Origin of the sequence: Salinivibrio sp. MA607 (assembly GCF_001996245.1) — a bacterium.
Classification (GTDB): Bacteria; Pseudomonadota; Gammaproteobacteria; order Enterobacterales; family Vibrionaceae; genus Salinivibrio; species Salinivibrio costicola.
On the sequence record NZ_MUFJ01000014.1, the window covers coordinates 1 to 14,080 of the forward strand.

The window sequence follows — 14,080 nt, forward strand, 5'->3', positions numbered from 1 at the left end:
TAATTACATATAACAAGACAGAGGTTTTTTCTCGTTTCCACGCTCCCGCGTGGGAAAGAGTTAATAAACATGGCTTATCTAACACTTTGGACAATAGCGCACGAAAACCAAAACAGCCCTTGATAGACTAATCCCAAATCTGCCAACTCAATGGCGTGTTAGATGCCGACAACTGACTGGCGGTCGCATGGCAAACACGGGATGGTTACCCTGTTTATCGGCCAGRTACACGCAAAAGCGTGCGCGTTTATCTGTGAAAGATGCACACTTTCGCAGAATGGATGATTAAAAGAGCTTATTAGTCATATAGTTATAAAGTTGTGCATGGGGATAGTGTTAATGCTGGAACAGAGATCGACGACGTGCCCACTATCGCGCAAAGAGATATTCATGATAAGCGATAAACCTATATATTTCAGTTGTTTAGATGAATAATAGTGCGTATAACGGTTTTGGAAATCGCGTATGCGCAATATACGATGTTATAACACAGGAACAACTCCAACTCCTTGCTCAAAACGGTTAACTGAACTATAATTTGTACGTTATTTTGTACCATTTTTGGAGTTCAATATGAGTCGTATTCATTTCGATCAAGATATTCAGCCGTTATCTGAATTTCGTGCAGGTGTAGCTTCTTACATCAAACAAATCAATGAGACTCGCCGTCCATTGGTCATCACACAGCATGGCAAAGGTGTAGCTGTTGTTCTCGATGTTGCAGAGTATGAAGCAATGCAAGAGAAGATCGAGTTACTGGAAGAAATGCGTACAGCTGAAGCTCAATTAGCTTCAGGCCTTGGTGTTTCAAATGATGATGCTCGTGCTCAAGTACTGGGGCGCATTAAGAAATGAAAGTAGTTTGGTCTCCATTAGCGCTTCAGAAATTAGGCGATGCAGCGGAATTTATTTCTTTAGATAATCCACCTGCGGCGGAAAAGTGGGTAAACGAAGTTTTTGACAAAACTGAACTACTTGGAAGTATGCCTGAAATGGGGCGCTTTGTTCCTGAAATGCCCAATACTAATAACTATCGTGAAATAATTTTTGGTCACTATCGTATTATCTATAGCTTAAGCCATGAGATCCGCGTACTAACAGTTCGTAATTGTCGTCAAATGTTGTCGGAAGATGACGTGTAAAACTGTGTTATAACGAGTATGTCGTCAATCACTAAATTTTGGCGAGTTTTTCGTCCCATATCACGCTGTCTCTATGCATCGAATTTAAGATCCCCACCATATTGCGTACAAAGAGGCGTTGTAGATCAAAGAACTGAGTCTATCGATGCACCTCTGTCGACTGACACAACTGCATCCAAGCCTCGGCGGTGCGTGAGACATAACGCTCGCCGTGCCAGACTAACCCGAGTTGCCATTCAATCGCCGGGCTTATTGGTTTCACCAGCAATAACTCACTGTCTTCCAAGCTGGCGCTGAGGCGCTGGCACAAGGGCGCGGGTAAGAACGCCACCCCAGAACCACTTTTCACCAAGGCGGCTAAAAAATCCCACTGACTGCTACGCGCGGCAATGGTGGGCTGATAACCATGCTCTTCACAGCGGGCAATAATCCGATCGCTTAAGGTAAATTCAGCGCTATACAGATAAAACGGCTCGTCTTTGACTGCCTGCCACGTCAGGCTTTTTTGCGCACGCCACGCGGCTTGGTTAGGCAGCACTGCATAGATGGGGTGAGTTTGTAAAGGTAAGCTTTGCAAGCACTCAGGCTGGGTGTCGGTGAGCATAGTGATTGCCACATCAATCTCGCCATTGATTAGCGCTTGTTCGGTGCGCCGCCCACCGTATTCGACAATACTAAGCGCGACATTTGGGTAGCGTTGGCGGTATTCACGCAGCACATTGGCATAGAGCGGCCCTATCATCGGTGGCATTCCCAATCTAAGCTGGCCGCGCGCCAATTGGTTAAGATCGTCGAGCTCGGTATTTAGCTGCTCGAACTCAGCAATAATGCTCTGCGCGCGCTGATACACCACCTCTCCAGCATCGGTTAACCAAAACCGCCTTCCCTCTCGGTGCAACAATGGCTGACCCACATCTTGCTCAAGGTTACGCACCATTTTACTGATTGTCGGTTGCGTCACATGCAATGACGCCGATGCGGCAGTAAAGCTCTGCTTTTCCACCAAAGCAATAAAATAGCGCAACGCACGAATATCCATAAACGGCCCTTAAAAGCTAATCATTAACCATGCCATTTTGGCATAGTTGATGGCGAAAAAAGCAGAGGAACTAGCACTTATTACAATGCGTCACTTGGTTATACTTCCGGTAGCATGAAGCAGTCTCTCATTAAGTCTCGCTCACCGCGTTTGATACCCGCTTCTTTTGCCAAGCTCTCCCATTTCGACACGGCCTGGGCGACTTGACGATAAATTTTGTCAGCTGTTTTCACATCAAGTTGAAAGTACTCTGCCACCTCAAACGCTAGGTCAATATCTAAAGCGTTATCTTTGTCGTCAATATTTAAGTGCAGACCGTGGGCATGTTGTGTTGAATTGATGTCGTAGGCGGGTGACAGTCGCCAACCTGTCGTGTCAAAAATAAAGCCATGATTACGTAGGTGATCGTCACTATTGGCAACCATGATATTAAACAGCATACGCCTCCAAAGCTGTGCCAAATCCGATTGATGCCCTATCGTCTCGTTTTTAACAACTCGATATCTTGCAGCTTCCTACCAAGTTCATCATCGAGCGCGACTTTACCTAGATCGTCTAACAAACCCAGTACGGCGAGCACATTGACATAATGGCCTAGCGACACTGTCGGATCGCCTTTTGTGATTTTGCGTAGTGTTGGTTTCGAGATCCCTGTGCGCTGATGCATTCTATCTTGACTGATCCCTCGACGCTTCATCGCCAATAAGATGTTTTCACCTAATTGATGCAATATTTTCATCTGCCGCGGGAACACAGTGGCACCACGCTTGGGCGGCGCTTCCTTATCATACTTCATCATAATGAAACTAACACTCGATAGACATTCAATTTATGAAATTATAGTTTCATATCATAGTGAGATCAAAGACAACCCGCTAAGACTCGATTTTGTCAAAGCCAACATGACGGACTGTCCAAAAAATGAAACTATAAATTATTTTTAAGACATTATATGGAAATATAGTTTCACTTTTAGTGCTGGGGATGTATAACGACAAACTGATTATTGACGGGACTGGGTAGTCACTAACGCAGCTTTATCGCTCAATAATTCATGCCATTTTGGCATAGTTTAAATAAAAAAAAGTCACTTTATTCACTCTCTGCCAAGACGTAAACTATGAGCCATCTCACAGATTCTTGGCACGCCTTCGATGCAATTGATTAAAAACGCCTTACTTACCCTACTACAAGTCTTTGTCCTTGCTGGCATTTGGTTCTTGTCTGATTGGTTGGTCACCACCTTTGCTATTCCGCTGCCGGCCAACCTCACCGGTATGTTGCTGTTGTTAGGCGCATTAATGTTGAAAATTGTCCGTGCCGATTGGTTGCGCCGCGGGGCAGCGTGGCTGTTAGCCGAGATGTTGCTGTTTTTTGTGCCGGCGGTGGTGGCGGTGGTCAATTACCAAGATTTATTGCTGCAAGAAGGCGGTAAGATCATGGTTGTACTGATTTTAAGTACCGCGATGGTGATTGCGTCAACCGCTTGGGTGGTCGATAAAGTGTATCGTTTTGAGGTTAAAATGGCGCGCCGCCGCAGTAACCACCACGCGCACCACCCTGATCTAAAACCGGAGTGCTAAGCCATGATGTCTGCCTTACCGACTTGGCTTCATGCCTCGCTATTGAGCATTACCTGCTTTTTAATGACCCTTGGCTTTTATTACATGAGCAAATGGCTGTATCGCCGCCACCCCTCCATTCTGGTGATGCCATTGCTGCTCGCGCCCTTGCTGATTGTCGCGGTGGTGGTTGGGTTTAAGATCCCGTATCAAGACTACATGGCGCAATCTTACTGGCTGCTTTGGCTGCTGGGCCCAGCGACTGTGGCGTTTGCGATCCCTGTGTATGATAACCGCGCGCTCATCCGCCGCCATTGGTTATCCCTGTCAATCGGTGTCACTGTGTCGGTGCTGGTCGCGATTACCAGTACTGTAGTGTTAGCGCGGGTGTTTGAGCTGTCTGAACTGCTGCAACGCAGTTTGGCGATGCGCTCAATTACTACCCCTTTTGCCGTGGAAGCCACCAAAGCGATTGGCGGGCAAAGCGATCTCACCGCGCTGTTTGTGGTTCTCACTGGCGTAATTGGGATGGCAATCGGTGAAAGTATTTTGACCGTGATTGCGATTCGATCACGCTTGGGACGCGGCGCCAGTTTGGGTGCATCGGCCCACGGTGCCGGTACCGCTAAAGCGTATCAAATTGGTCACGAAGAAGGAGTAGTATCTAGCGTGGTGATGATGATTGCCGGCATGGTCACTGTGTTACTTGCACCTGTGTTAGGCCAGTTGCTTTGGTGATCCTAACCGCTTTATTGATCCTTGTATGACTTTGTACGCTATCTATTGCTATAAATAAAAATGAGTGAGTTGATGAAAGTTTCTGCGCAGTAAGCAGGTCTTACACGGACAAACTCTGATAACGAGGCAATAATGAAACAGCGTAAGTCAATTTGGCGAGTCATCGCGTTCACAGTATTCAGTTTGCTATCGATAGCAAGTTATGCGGCGGTGAAAGATACCGCCACCACAGCCCAAGGCTATCAAAAGGCGACCCTTGCTGGCGGCTGCTTTTGGTGTACAGAATCTGATCTTGAAAAGCTCGACGGCGTGATTGATGTGGTGTCTGGCTACTCAGGCGGTGAGCTTGAAAACCCAACCTATAAAGAAGTCTCGTCCGGCACCAGCGGGCATATCGAGGTAATTGATGTCACCTATGATCCAAACGTGGTCAGCTATGAACAGGTGTTAGACCAGTTTTTCCGTCATATTGACCCCACCGATGATCAAGGCTCATTCGTTGACCGTGGCCCGCAGTATCGCCCCGCGATCTTTTATCACTCTGAAACGCAAAAGCAAATTGCCGCCGAATTTATGGCGGAGATTGAGGCGTTAGGCGTGTTCAAAAAGCCGCTCAAAACCGAGTTGATCCCGTTCGAGAAATTCTGGCCAGCAGAAAGTTATCATCAGGATTATTATAAAAACCACAGCGTGCGTTACAGCTATTATCGCTACGCATCGGGTCGTGATCAGTATCTGGACGAGATTTTTGGTGACGATCGCAAAGACAACCCGGTCACCTTGCGAGAAATGATCGATGCGCAAAAAGCGGAGGATAAGACATCAACGAATATCCGCTACTCGCGCCCCTCGGATGAAACAATACGCACGATGTTGTCAGACATGGAATACGAGGTCACACAAGAAGACGGCACTGAACCCGCGTTCCAAAACCCGTATTGGGACAACAAGCAAGCTGGTATTTATGTGGATATCGTTTCGGGCGAGCCGCTGTTCTCCTCCACCCATAAATACAAATCCGGTACCGGCTGGCCAAGCTTTACGCAGCCCATCGACAAGCAGTATGTGGTTACCAAACCGGACAACTCGCTGTTTTTCAGTCGCACCGAGGTGCGTAGTAAGGTGGCGGATTCGCACCTTGGCCATGTGTTTGAGGATGGTCCCGCACCCACCGGCTTGCGTTATTGCATGAACTCAGCCGCAATGCGCTTTGTGTCCGTCGATAAAATGGCCGATGCCGGTTATGAGGATTATCTCTATCTGTTTGAATAAATCTTCCTTTGCGTGATTGGCTGGTAAACCTGCGGTAGAGTACAGCTCTACCGCTTTTTTACGCGAGGCATTGGATGCACACGATATTGATAACCGGATTTGAACCGTTCGGCGGCGAGAGTGAAAACCCATCTTGGCAAGTGGCACAAGCATTAGAAGGCTGGCAGCCCAATGAGGAGTGCATCGTTAAAGCCGTGCGCCTGCCCTGCACCTTTGACGATAGCTTACCGACGTTACACAGCGCGCTAGAATCACTCAGTCCGGTGATGGTGATCGCCCTTGGCCAAGCCGGTGGCCGCGCCGAGATAAGCTTAGAGAAGGTAGCGATCAATTATCAGAACGCGCCCATCCCGGACAACGCCGGTAAGCAGCCGCATGGCACGTCGGTGGTGCCATCTGGGCCCAACGCCTATTTTTCTACCTTACCCCTCAACCGTTTAGCGAACGCATTAAACGAAGCCCATCATCCTGCCAGTATTTCTTACACCGCGGGCACCTTTGTGTGTAACCACGTGTTTTATGGCTTGATGCATGCGCTGGCTCATCACACCGAGGTACGCGCCGGCTTTATTCATATTCCCTACAGCCCAGCACAAGCGTGCAAACACCGCGCCCCGAGCATGCCGGTGGGTGATGTGGTAGCAGCGATGAAGGTAGCTATTGAGTTGAGTTTATTGGATGATGATGCCACTACCGTGTGTGAAGGCATGTTGCACTAACACGCGTTAGATGGCGCTCAGACGATGAAGCTCAAACAATGACGCCTAGCAGCGGAGCACAGTTACGGTTACCGTGCTCCTAACCTAATCGCTTAAAACAGCCACTCAGTGACGAGATCGTTGTCGGTCAGCACGCTATCGAGAAAGGCAAACAAATGCGCATTCATCGGTGCCGTATCAAAGGCGCGAATGGAGGCAGGGTCTTGAATAAAGCGCTTGTTAGCGACCTCGCCCTCTGGATAGGCGGCGTGCAATAAGCCTTCAACCGCCAGAGGTGTCAATTCAAGGTGGCATTGAAAGCCATATACCCGTGGTCCGTACTTCACGATCTGGCGCGGACAGCCTTCGCTGCTAGCCAGTACACGACTATTGGGTGTCAGCCCCGGCATATCATGGTGCCAATGGCCCACAATTTCTTGTGGGGCAAAATGCGGCATATGCTCATCAATATGGCCATCTTCAGTTAACTGGATGGGGAAATAACCAATCTCAGGCTCAGGACTTTTCTGATACGAAGCGCCCAATGCCTCACCAATCAGTTGCGCGCCGAGGCAAATCCCTAATACCGCACTGCCTTGTTCAATGCACTGGTTTATAAGTGCTTGCTCGCGCGGGCTATCAAAATGTGGGCATTCAGACTGTGGCGTATCTGGACTTTGCGGCCCGCCGAGTACCACCAGCAGATCAATGCCTTCACCGGTTTCCGGCAACGGCTCGCCCCGATACAAATGACTGGTGTTCACATGATAGGCACGCTCGTCACACCAATCTAAAATGGCTCCTGGGCCTTCAAACGCCTCGTGAATAACAAGATGGACGCGCATTCCTCTCTCCTTGGGGTTTGTTTTACGCACGATTGCGGCTAAGCATACTATATTGAGCCGCGGCCTCAAGCCTTGCCCACGACAAGCGGTGGTCGCGCCATAAACGCTTGAGTCAACAACTGAAACAACTGTTCGATTGTCGGCAATTCATCTAGGTGCGCAGCTAAAGGGGTATGCACCTCGGCCTCAATGCGATCGGAGTGACCACAAAGCCGATTACACAGCGATACAGGGGCAACAATATGTTGGCAATCGGCATCAATCAGCAGGCAAGCCTGTGCCAGCATCACGGTTTGTTTGCCTGCCCCCGCGCTTAAACGCAGGATACGCTGGGCGGTTCCCACCACTTTTTTGCCATCAATATTGAGGTTGTAGTCACCATCACAATACGATCCGGGCGTATCACCCACCGTGGTCGCAATGCCTAACTGATGGAAAAAAGACTGTAAAATGGTGCAAAAATACTGGTAAGCCGTCTGGATATGATAAGGGGTGTTAGCCGGCCACACCGTCAGATAAGACACGTTAATTACGCCGGGCAGTTGCGGCACCGGCGCGCCGCCAGTCCGTCGGCTTTGCACGTGCCACCCTAACGACGATAATGCGCGGCGTAATTCAGGCGTTTGTAGCCATTTTTGGCCCGCTGGCAGTACCAAGGTTTGGGCGTCTGGCTGCCAAAGCAGTAATGCCTCGTTGAGCTCGCCCTGCTCTATCCGACGGATCAGCGCCTGCTCTTTATCGAACGCAGACGCCACCGACAGCGAGGGATAACGCAAAATCGTTTTTTGAGTCGCCATCATGCACCTGCTGTCGTTATATTCCTATTATTCGGCTGTTAACCGAACAAACGCTGCCAAATGCTTGGGTTGCGTTTGTCGTGATACTCTTCACGCAAGGCATCGATTTGGCGCATGCCCTGTTGTGCCTTATCGAGGTCGCCTTCGCTCAGCGCGGCATCAATTCCCTCTACCGTCACCGCCAGTTTATCGAACCCTTCCATGAAGGTCTCTGCTTTTTCCGGTGGATAGCTGCCCGCTTTGGCTTGCGCGATCAGGGTTTCCAGTTTGGCGACCGGTGCTTGCATCGCTTCGATGCTTTGTGCGCTCGCCGCCTCTTTGAAGGTCATTTTCATTTCTTTCATGATCGGCTTGAGCTCAGAGGCTGAGACATTCAGCGATAGCAACACCGCCACCGCGCCCATAAGTATGACTTTCTTCATTTTTGCTCCATGTGATTGTTTTTTAGTAATAATAATACGCCATTATATTACTCACTTCTCACGGTATTGCCTAGCTAAGAAGCGTAAAACAATGTAAAGCACTTACACATCTCGCATCCAGATGGTATGATTAATTGTAAATGATAATGATTTTAAGTCAGAAAATATGAAACAGCCGAACTATCACCTCACGCACGTTATTGATACCCAAACCGTCACACCCAATATGCAACGTTTGACCTTACAAAGCGACGCTTTCGCGGCGTTCCCCGCTGACTGTGAAGGCGGCTATATCAAGTTACTGTTTGATAAAGCGGGCAGCACGGATCTGAGCGGAGTAGCTGAAGGCGAGCGCCCCGTGATGCGCACCTACACCATTCGCCGCTTTATGCCTGGCCAGCAGCAAATTGAAGTGGATATGGTTCGCCACCAAATCGAGCAAGCCGACTGTGGCTTTGCCGCGCGCTGGGCGCTGAATGCCCAAGTGAGTGATACTATTAACATTGCCGGCCCTGGAACGATTGCGCCGATTAATCGCGATGCGGATTGGTTCTTTATGGCGGCCGATATGACCGCGTTGCCGGCACTATCAGCCAAGATCAAAACCTTGCCTCGCGATGCCAAAGGCTATGCGGTGATCCAGCTCGATACCGCAGAGGATGCCCAACCACTCGACGTCCCCGCAGGCATGGAGATCATTTGGCTAACTACCCCGACGTTGGCTGAGACGGTAAAAGCACAGCCTTGGTTAGCCGGGCAAGTGTCGGTATGGTGTGCCTGTGAATTTGAAAGCATGCGCGCACTGCGCCAGTACTTCCGCAACGATCGTGATGTTGAGCGCGAATTTATCTACATCAGCAGCTATTGGAAAAATGGCGTGACTGAAGAAGGCCACAAAGTGATCAAGCGCGAAGATGCGGAGAGGCAATGTTAAATCGAGACCCTCACCTTTAACTAAGGTCTTGTAAAAAGAATGGTAAAACACGCTACTTATTCATTTTAGGCGTACTATCGTCATTTTTATCTTGATATAAAAATGCTTTAGGTGGCTTACCAACCAAAGACGTTACCATATAAGAGAACGCACTATGAGTCGCATAGCCCAGCTCTTGGGCTATGATACCCGTTGGCACTCTCATCGCCGCCATATCGATAGCCTTCGACAAAAGAGCTTGATGTTTCCACTGCCTAAACGTCATTTGTAATTCCTGTCTAAATAGCCTCGCAACCGTGCTCTCACTTGCGCCTACTTGACCCGCGAGGGCAGACAGTGTTGTCGTTTGTAACGGTGACTGAAGAAATAAGTCGCATAAATGTCGCAACCGTTTATCTTCTGGCATCGGTAGGCCAAGAGCGACTTTTTGAGCTTGCCTCACTTCTGAGCTTATGAGAGTGCACATTGCACTGTATGTCTGCTCGCCGATCTTTTCGGTCGTCTGAGTTGCAATACGCTTGACTAATTCACTGAGCAAAGTACTGACCTGAAAACAGCGACAGACTCCCCACTCTTTACGCCATGTTTCGCCGTGAAAGTAACAATTAGTTTGGAACATATAGACAGAGAATATTTCTGCCTTTTCAAGTAATGAAGAGTCATGGGCAACACCAGGAGGGATCCAGACTGCATGTTGCGGCGGCACCAAGTACGCAACCTGCGGGGTTTTGACCTGCACGACGCCGGTATCAGAGAACACCATCTGTCCCCAGGGATGGTGATGGAGCGCGACTTCCGCCCGCTCAACGACCTGTTTGGCGATAGCCCGGATCGGCGTTTGTTCGTTCAAATCCAGATGCGTCATGGGCTCCATGGACGGATCGTGGTGGATTGACTGATTCTCGATACTTTTTGCCATATATACGAAATTCACTCAGCTCCATTCCTAGTATAAATAGTTAACTCGACAATGTTGATGGCGAGTCATCGAGCTCCGACCATGAAAGCAAAACACACTTTTCTATTATAAACAATTATATGAGTGAGACATGAGTCAGTTATCTATTTCAACTTCAGAGAATAAGATGAGCCCATTGCCACCTGTGCGTTCATTTCCGGGTGAGGAGGTGTCGGAAGTGTCCTTTGATATTGCCGGTGAAACGTCACGCTGCGATCTCATTATTGACCAGCGTGATCATGCACTGGTGGGGATCAGCCCGTTTAATTCCCGTTTCTCAAAAAACTATGTCACCGCTTTGGTAACCTGGGCAGCAACGCATTTTGATCATATCGATGTGTTGCTGCCTTGTGTTGAGGAGGCGTCTCGTCTGCTGAGAGCTACGGGCATGGAAGAAAAGAAAGCGTTCAAGAAAACGGATCGGGAGCTGCGACGCCATAAAAACCATCTGGCGGCAGTACTTTCGAGCCCGGATTTTGAGGGGAGAGATGTTCGCGTGATTCAGTTTAACCACTATGCGGATCACCCTCGTTATCAGGAAGTCAGATCAGCCGTTGAGGATGCGTTTGAGTCATGTTCACGGTTCCGGAAAGATTGTCTGAATATGTCCTACCAGGCTGTAAAAGGACGACTTAAAGGAACCGGTCAATGCCAAGAAGATGTTGATCCTGAATTGATACAAAAAGCGCTTCCATATATTTTCGCGGAGCTGCCATTTTACCTGGATTCCCCCTCCTTACTCGGCGTGAATCTGTCGACACTACTTTACCATCGCCCGTGGCCCATCGGCAAAGGGCTATATCACGGCCACTACCCGATTCAGGTGACGAAAAATCAAAGCTACGGCGTCGTCACTCTCACTTCAGCATCAGAACAGCGTGTATAAGACCAAGAAGGATCCCTCACAATGTCAAAGCTAGCCTCGTTAAGTATTTATGATTCAAATTTTTTCACCAATCCATATCCCTTTTATGAAGCGCTGCATCAACAGGATTTAATCTATGTGGATGAAGCCAACCAGAGTTACTTTGTGGGGAAATACGATGATGTTGACGCGATTCTGAAATCTCCGGTATTTACCACCAAACCGTTGATGGTCAGGGCGGAGCCGGTGATGGGTGATCGTGTCCTCGCGCAGATGGAAGGTGAAGAACACGCAGCTAAGCGCAAACTGGTCATGCGCGGTCTGGCAAAGGATTATTTTGTCAATCAGTACGAACCCACGATTCAACAGATCACCCATGACTTACTTGTCCCCTTTCTATCCCGTGGAAAAATCGACTTGGTGAATGACTTCGGCCGGGATTATGCCGTCTTGGTGACGCTGGGTATTTTGGGACTGCCGACGGAGAACTATCGGGATATTGCCGACTGGCACAAAGGGGTTGCCGAATTTATTACCCACTTTGATCAAACTGAGCAACAGAAAGCACATAGTCTGGATTGTAGCAAGCAATTGATTTCATTGATCACCCCCTTGGTGGAAAGTCGTCGTCAACGGCCACAGAATGATTTCATTTCTATGCTATGCGGTAATGCCGAGCCTGCATTAAATATGTCGACTTCTGAAATCACAGCGTTGTGTCTGAATATCCTGTTAGCAGCGACCGAGCCGGCGGACAAAACCCTGGCAATGATGATCAAGCATCTGTTGTCCGAGCCCGGCGCTTTGGATGAGGTCGTGAACGATCGCCGTTTGATCCGTGATGCGCTAGAGGAAACGTTGCGGCTGACGTCGCCGGTGCAGTTGATTCCACGGGAGGTGAGTGAAGATGTCTGTATCTCAGGGAACCCGATACCGAAAGGGGCTTATATCTATTGCATGATTGGTGCTGCAAATCGGGATCCGAATGTTTTCCCGCAGCCGGAGAAATTTCGTCTGGAGCGCCGTAAGAATGCGGTGCAAGGCGATGCTGGCAAGAAGAAAAGGCACCTCGCGTTTGGTGGTGGGATGCATATGTGTCTCGGTGCGGCCTTCTCCTTACTCCAGCTGGAAGCCACAGCGAATATTATTTTCGATTCTCTCCGGGACATGCGAATGGAACACCCTGAAACCTATCAGGAAACAGGGCTCTATACCCGCGGTCCGGAGAGACTGGCGTTATCTTTCAAGCCTTGGCCACAAGTGAATCATCAACGCGATACAGCACAACGACTGTTAGCAATGGAGGCTTAACATGAAAAACGCAAACAATAGTGAAAACACTATGTTCAGCAAAGCGCAGCGTTGGGTCATCGTCAGCTTGATCTTCGGGGTTTGTTTACCACTGATAGATGCCACGATTCTGGGGGTGGCCCTGCCGGACCTGTCCACCAGCCTCTCAGCGTCCGTCACCCAAATACAGTGGGTTTCTGTGCTGTATACCCTGGTTGCTGCCGTGACGGTGACGGTATGTGCTTGGGCAACCCGGCAGTGGGGGGCGAAAACATTCTGGATCACCGGACTGGTGGTTTTCTCTGTAGGCTCTGGATTGTGTTCAGTCTCGCCAACAATCAACTGGCTGCTGGTGAGCCGCGCTGTACAGGGAGTCGGGGCCGGGATCCTAATGACCGTGATGCAGACCGTTTTGGTCCAAACCGTGGGTAAACCATTGCTGAAAACAGCGATGGCGACGATGGCGGTACCGACAGTTCTGGCCCCGATCGCCGGGCCGCTTCTGGCGGGGTACCTCCTTCATATTGGCGACTGGAGAATGATTTTCTATATCAACCTGCCAATTGGATTGGTGGGCATTGTGCTGGGTTGGGTGATGATTACCAATGATGACTTTCAGCAAGTCCGCCAGCCTAGCGACGCGTCCTCACAGGCGAACAACCGGTTCGACGGACTTGGATTTATGTTACTCGCGCCGGCACTGGTCTTGTTGATGTACAGCCTGTCGTCTTTGTCTGATCTCGGCCACCAGGGAGGGGGGCATTGGCTTGAAACTGGAGGAGCATCTTTTATCGGTGCCGGTTTGTTGCTCCTGTTTGTGCGGCATACACGAAAACGAAGCCAGCAGCCGCTCATCCGGTTAAAAGTTTTTAGCGTGGGATCCTTTAGTGCCTCAATGGGTTTGCTATTTCTCTCGAGTATCAGTTTTTACGGTGGGCTGTTTGCGCTGCCCCTGATGTTTATTCAGGGATTTGGACACAGTGAATGGCTGGCCAGTGTGTGGGTCGGCGCGCATGGCCTTGGGGCGTTGGTTTCCCGTCCCTACCTAAAAAACCTGTGTGAGCGACTTGGTGTCGGGAATACCGCGTTGCTGGGCTGCAGCCTTGCTGTTATGGGAACCGTGCCGTTTCTATGGCCGGGCATTCAGGGAAGCGATCCCCTCATCGCGTTGACCATGGTTCTACGTGGTGCAGGCATTGGGTTGTTGACCTTATTGGGGATGTCGCATGCTTATCATGACTTGGAGCCAACACAAACTCCGGATGCCAGTGCGTTATCACGGCTCCTAACCTTGCTGGGTGCCTCTGTCGGACCGGCGATAGTCGCGATACTGTATGTGCAGGGCGCACACTCGGGTTCATTTCAGCCAGTACTGATGGGCTTAACCCTGGTCACGTTATTATGTGCAATACCAGCAGTACGGCTCATGAAAGAGGAACTAAAAACCAAAGCTGCATCATAAACTGCCACACGCCAATCATTATGGTTGAGGCTCATACCTCAACCATAAGTCAATAC

General features: G+C 49.5%; 17 protein-coding genes. 10 read left to right on the top strand and 7 right to left on the bottom strand.

What is annotated here, in order from left to right:
* Positions 1-573: 573 nt before the first annotated feature.
* Positions 574-855 carry a type II toxin-antitoxin system Phd/YefM family antitoxin gene (locus BZG81_RS08205; protein ID WP_021024253.1) on the top strand — a complete coding sequence of 94 codons (282 nt, stop codon included), beginning with the start codon at positions 574-576 and terminating at the stop codon, positions 853-855.
* Positions 852-1,142: a type II toxin-antitoxin system RelE/ParE family toxin gene (locus BZG81_RS08210; RefSeq protein WP_077461390.1), complete on the top strand. Its 291-nt coding sequence runs from the start codon at positions 852-854 to the stop codon at positions 1,140-1,142. The genes BZG81_RS08205 and BZG81_RS08210 overlap by 4 nt, the downstream gene beginning before the upstream one ends.
* A 139-nt stretch (positions 1,143-1,281) precedes the next feature.
* On the opposite strand, the gene BZG81_RS08215 is transcribed toward BZG81_RS08210, so the two are convergent.
* The 3 genes from BZG81_RS08215 to BZG81_RS08225 all read right to left on the bottom strand — a co-directional run bounded on the left by BZG81_RS08215 (position 1,282) and on the right by BZG81_RS08225 (position 2,920).
* Positions 1,282-2,181, bottom strand: coding sequence for a LysR family transcriptional regulator (locus BZG81_RS08215; protein ID WP_077677147.1), 900 nt, complete (start codon positions 2,179-2,181; stop codon positions 1,282-1,284).
* 98 nt (positions 2,182-2,279) lie between these two features.
* On the bottom strand, positions 2,280-2,642 hold the full coding sequence (locus BZG81_RS08220) for a HipA domain-containing protein (protein ID WP_274533592.1): 363 nt from the start codon (positions 2,640-2,642) through the stop codon (positions 2,280-2,282).
* Between the two features lie 14 nt (positions 2,643-2,656).
* Positions 2,657-2,920 carry a helix-turn-helix domain-containing protein gene (locus BZG81_RS08225; protein ID WP_051503382.1) on the bottom strand — a complete coding sequence of 88 codons (264 nt, stop codon included), beginning with the start codon at positions 2,918-2,920 and terminating at the stop codon, positions 2,657-2,659.
* 415 nt (positions 2,921-3,335) lie between these two features.
* Here BZG81_RS08225 and BZG81_RS08230 point away from each other — a divergent pair, with 415 nt between their 5' ends.
* From BZG81_RS08230 to pcp, 4 genes are all read left to right on the top strand, one after another.
* The gene (locus tag BZG81_RS08230) at positions 3,336-3,764 is read left to right on the top strand and encodes a CidA/LrgA family protein (RefSeq protein WP_077461392.1); all 429 of its coding nucleotides are present in this window, start codon (positions 3,336-3,338) and stop codon (positions 3,762-3,764) included.
* Between the two features lie 6 nt (positions 3,765-3,770).
* Positions 3,771-4,481 carry an LrgB family protein gene (locus tag BZG81_RS08235; protein WP_077661153.1) on the top strand — a complete coding sequence of 237 codons (711 nt, stop codon included), beginning with the start codon at positions 3,771-3,773 and terminating at the stop codon, positions 4,479-4,481.
* A 132-nt stretch (positions 4,482-4,613) separates the two neighbouring features.
* Complete coding sequence (gene msrB, locus BZG81_RS08240; protein WP_077677149.1) at positions 4,614-5,753, top strand: peptide-methionine (R)-S-oxide reductase MsrB; 1,140 nt, start codon at positions 4,614-4,616, stop codon at positions 5,751-5,753.
* Positions 5,754-5,827: 74 nt separating this feature from the next.
* Positions 5,828-6,472, top strand: a complete 645-nt coding sequence (pcp, locus tag BZG81_RS08245; RefSeq protein ID WP_077677150.1) for a pyroglutamyl-peptidase I — start codon at positions 5,828-5,830, stop codon at positions 6,470-6,472.
* 92 nt (positions 6,473-6,564) lie between these two features.
* On the opposite strand, the gene BZG81_RS08250 is transcribed toward pcp, so the two are convergent.
* The 3 genes from BZG81_RS08250 to BZG81_RS08260 all read right to left on the bottom strand — a co-directional run bounded on the left by BZG81_RS08250 (position 6,565) and on the right by BZG81_RS08260 (position 8,515).
* Complete coding sequence (locus BZG81_RS08250; RefSeq protein WP_077677151.1) at positions 6,565-7,296, bottom strand: glutamine amidotransferase-related protein; 732 nt, start codon at positions 7,294-7,296, stop codon at positions 6,565-6,567.
* 65 nt (positions 7,297-7,361) lie between these two features.
* The gene (locus tag BZG81_RS08255; RefSeq protein WP_077677178.1) at positions 7,362-8,093 is read right to left on the bottom strand and encodes a lipoate--protein ligase family protein; all 732 of its coding nucleotides are present in this window, start codon (positions 8,091-8,093) and stop codon (positions 7,362-7,364) included.
* 38 nt (positions 8,094-8,131) lie between these two features.
* Entirely contained in the window at positions 8,132-8,515 is a 384-nt protein-coding gene (locus BZG81_RS08260) for a cytochrome b562 (protein WP_021024242.1), read from the bottom strand.
* A gap of 166 nt (positions 8,516-8,681) precedes the next feature.
* Here BZG81_RS08260 and BZG81_RS08265 point away from each other — a divergent pair, with 166 nt between their 5' ends.
* Positions 8,682-9,449: a siderophore-interacting protein gene (locus BZG81_RS08265; protein WP_077677152.1), complete on the top strand. Its 768-nt coding sequence runs from the start codon at positions 8,682-8,684 to the stop codon at positions 9,447-9,449.
* A gap of 52 nt (positions 9,450-9,501) precedes the next feature.
* Here the strand turns inward: BZG81_RS08265 and BZG81_RS08270 are convergent, their stop codons facing one another.
* Entirely contained in the window at positions 9,502-10,368 is an 867-nt protein-coding gene (locus tag BZG81_RS08270) for an AraC family transcriptional regulator (protein WP_021024240.1), read from the bottom strand.
* A 130-nt stretch (positions 10,369-10,498) separates the two neighbouring features.
* Here BZG81_RS08270 and BZG81_RS08275 point away from each other — a divergent pair, with 130 nt between their 5' ends.
* From BZG81_RS08275 to BZG81_RS08285, 3 genes are read left to right on the top strand one after another with little or no spacing between them, the layout of a single operon-like run.
* Complete coding sequence (locus tag BZG81_RS08275; RefSeq protein WP_198533639.1) at positions 10,499-11,293, top strand: tRNA-dependent cyclodipeptide synthase; 795 nt, start codon at positions 10,499-10,501, stop codon at positions 11,291-11,293.
* Positions 11,294-11,314: 21 nt separating this feature from the next.
* Positions 11,315-12,583, top strand: coding sequence for a cytochrome P450, cyclodipeptide synthase-associated (locus BZG81_RS08280; protein ID WP_077677153.1), 1,269 nt, complete (start codon positions 11,315-11,317; stop codon positions 12,581-12,583).
* A 1-nt stretch (position 12,584) separates the two neighbouring features.
* Positions 12,585-14,024 carry an MFS transporter gene (locus BZG81_RS08285; RefSeq protein ID WP_021024239.1) on the top strand — a complete coding sequence of 480 codons (1,440 nt, stop codon included), beginning with the start codon at positions 12,585-12,587 and terminating at the stop codon, positions 14,022-14,024.
* Positions 14,025-14,080: the final 56 nt, after the last annotated feature.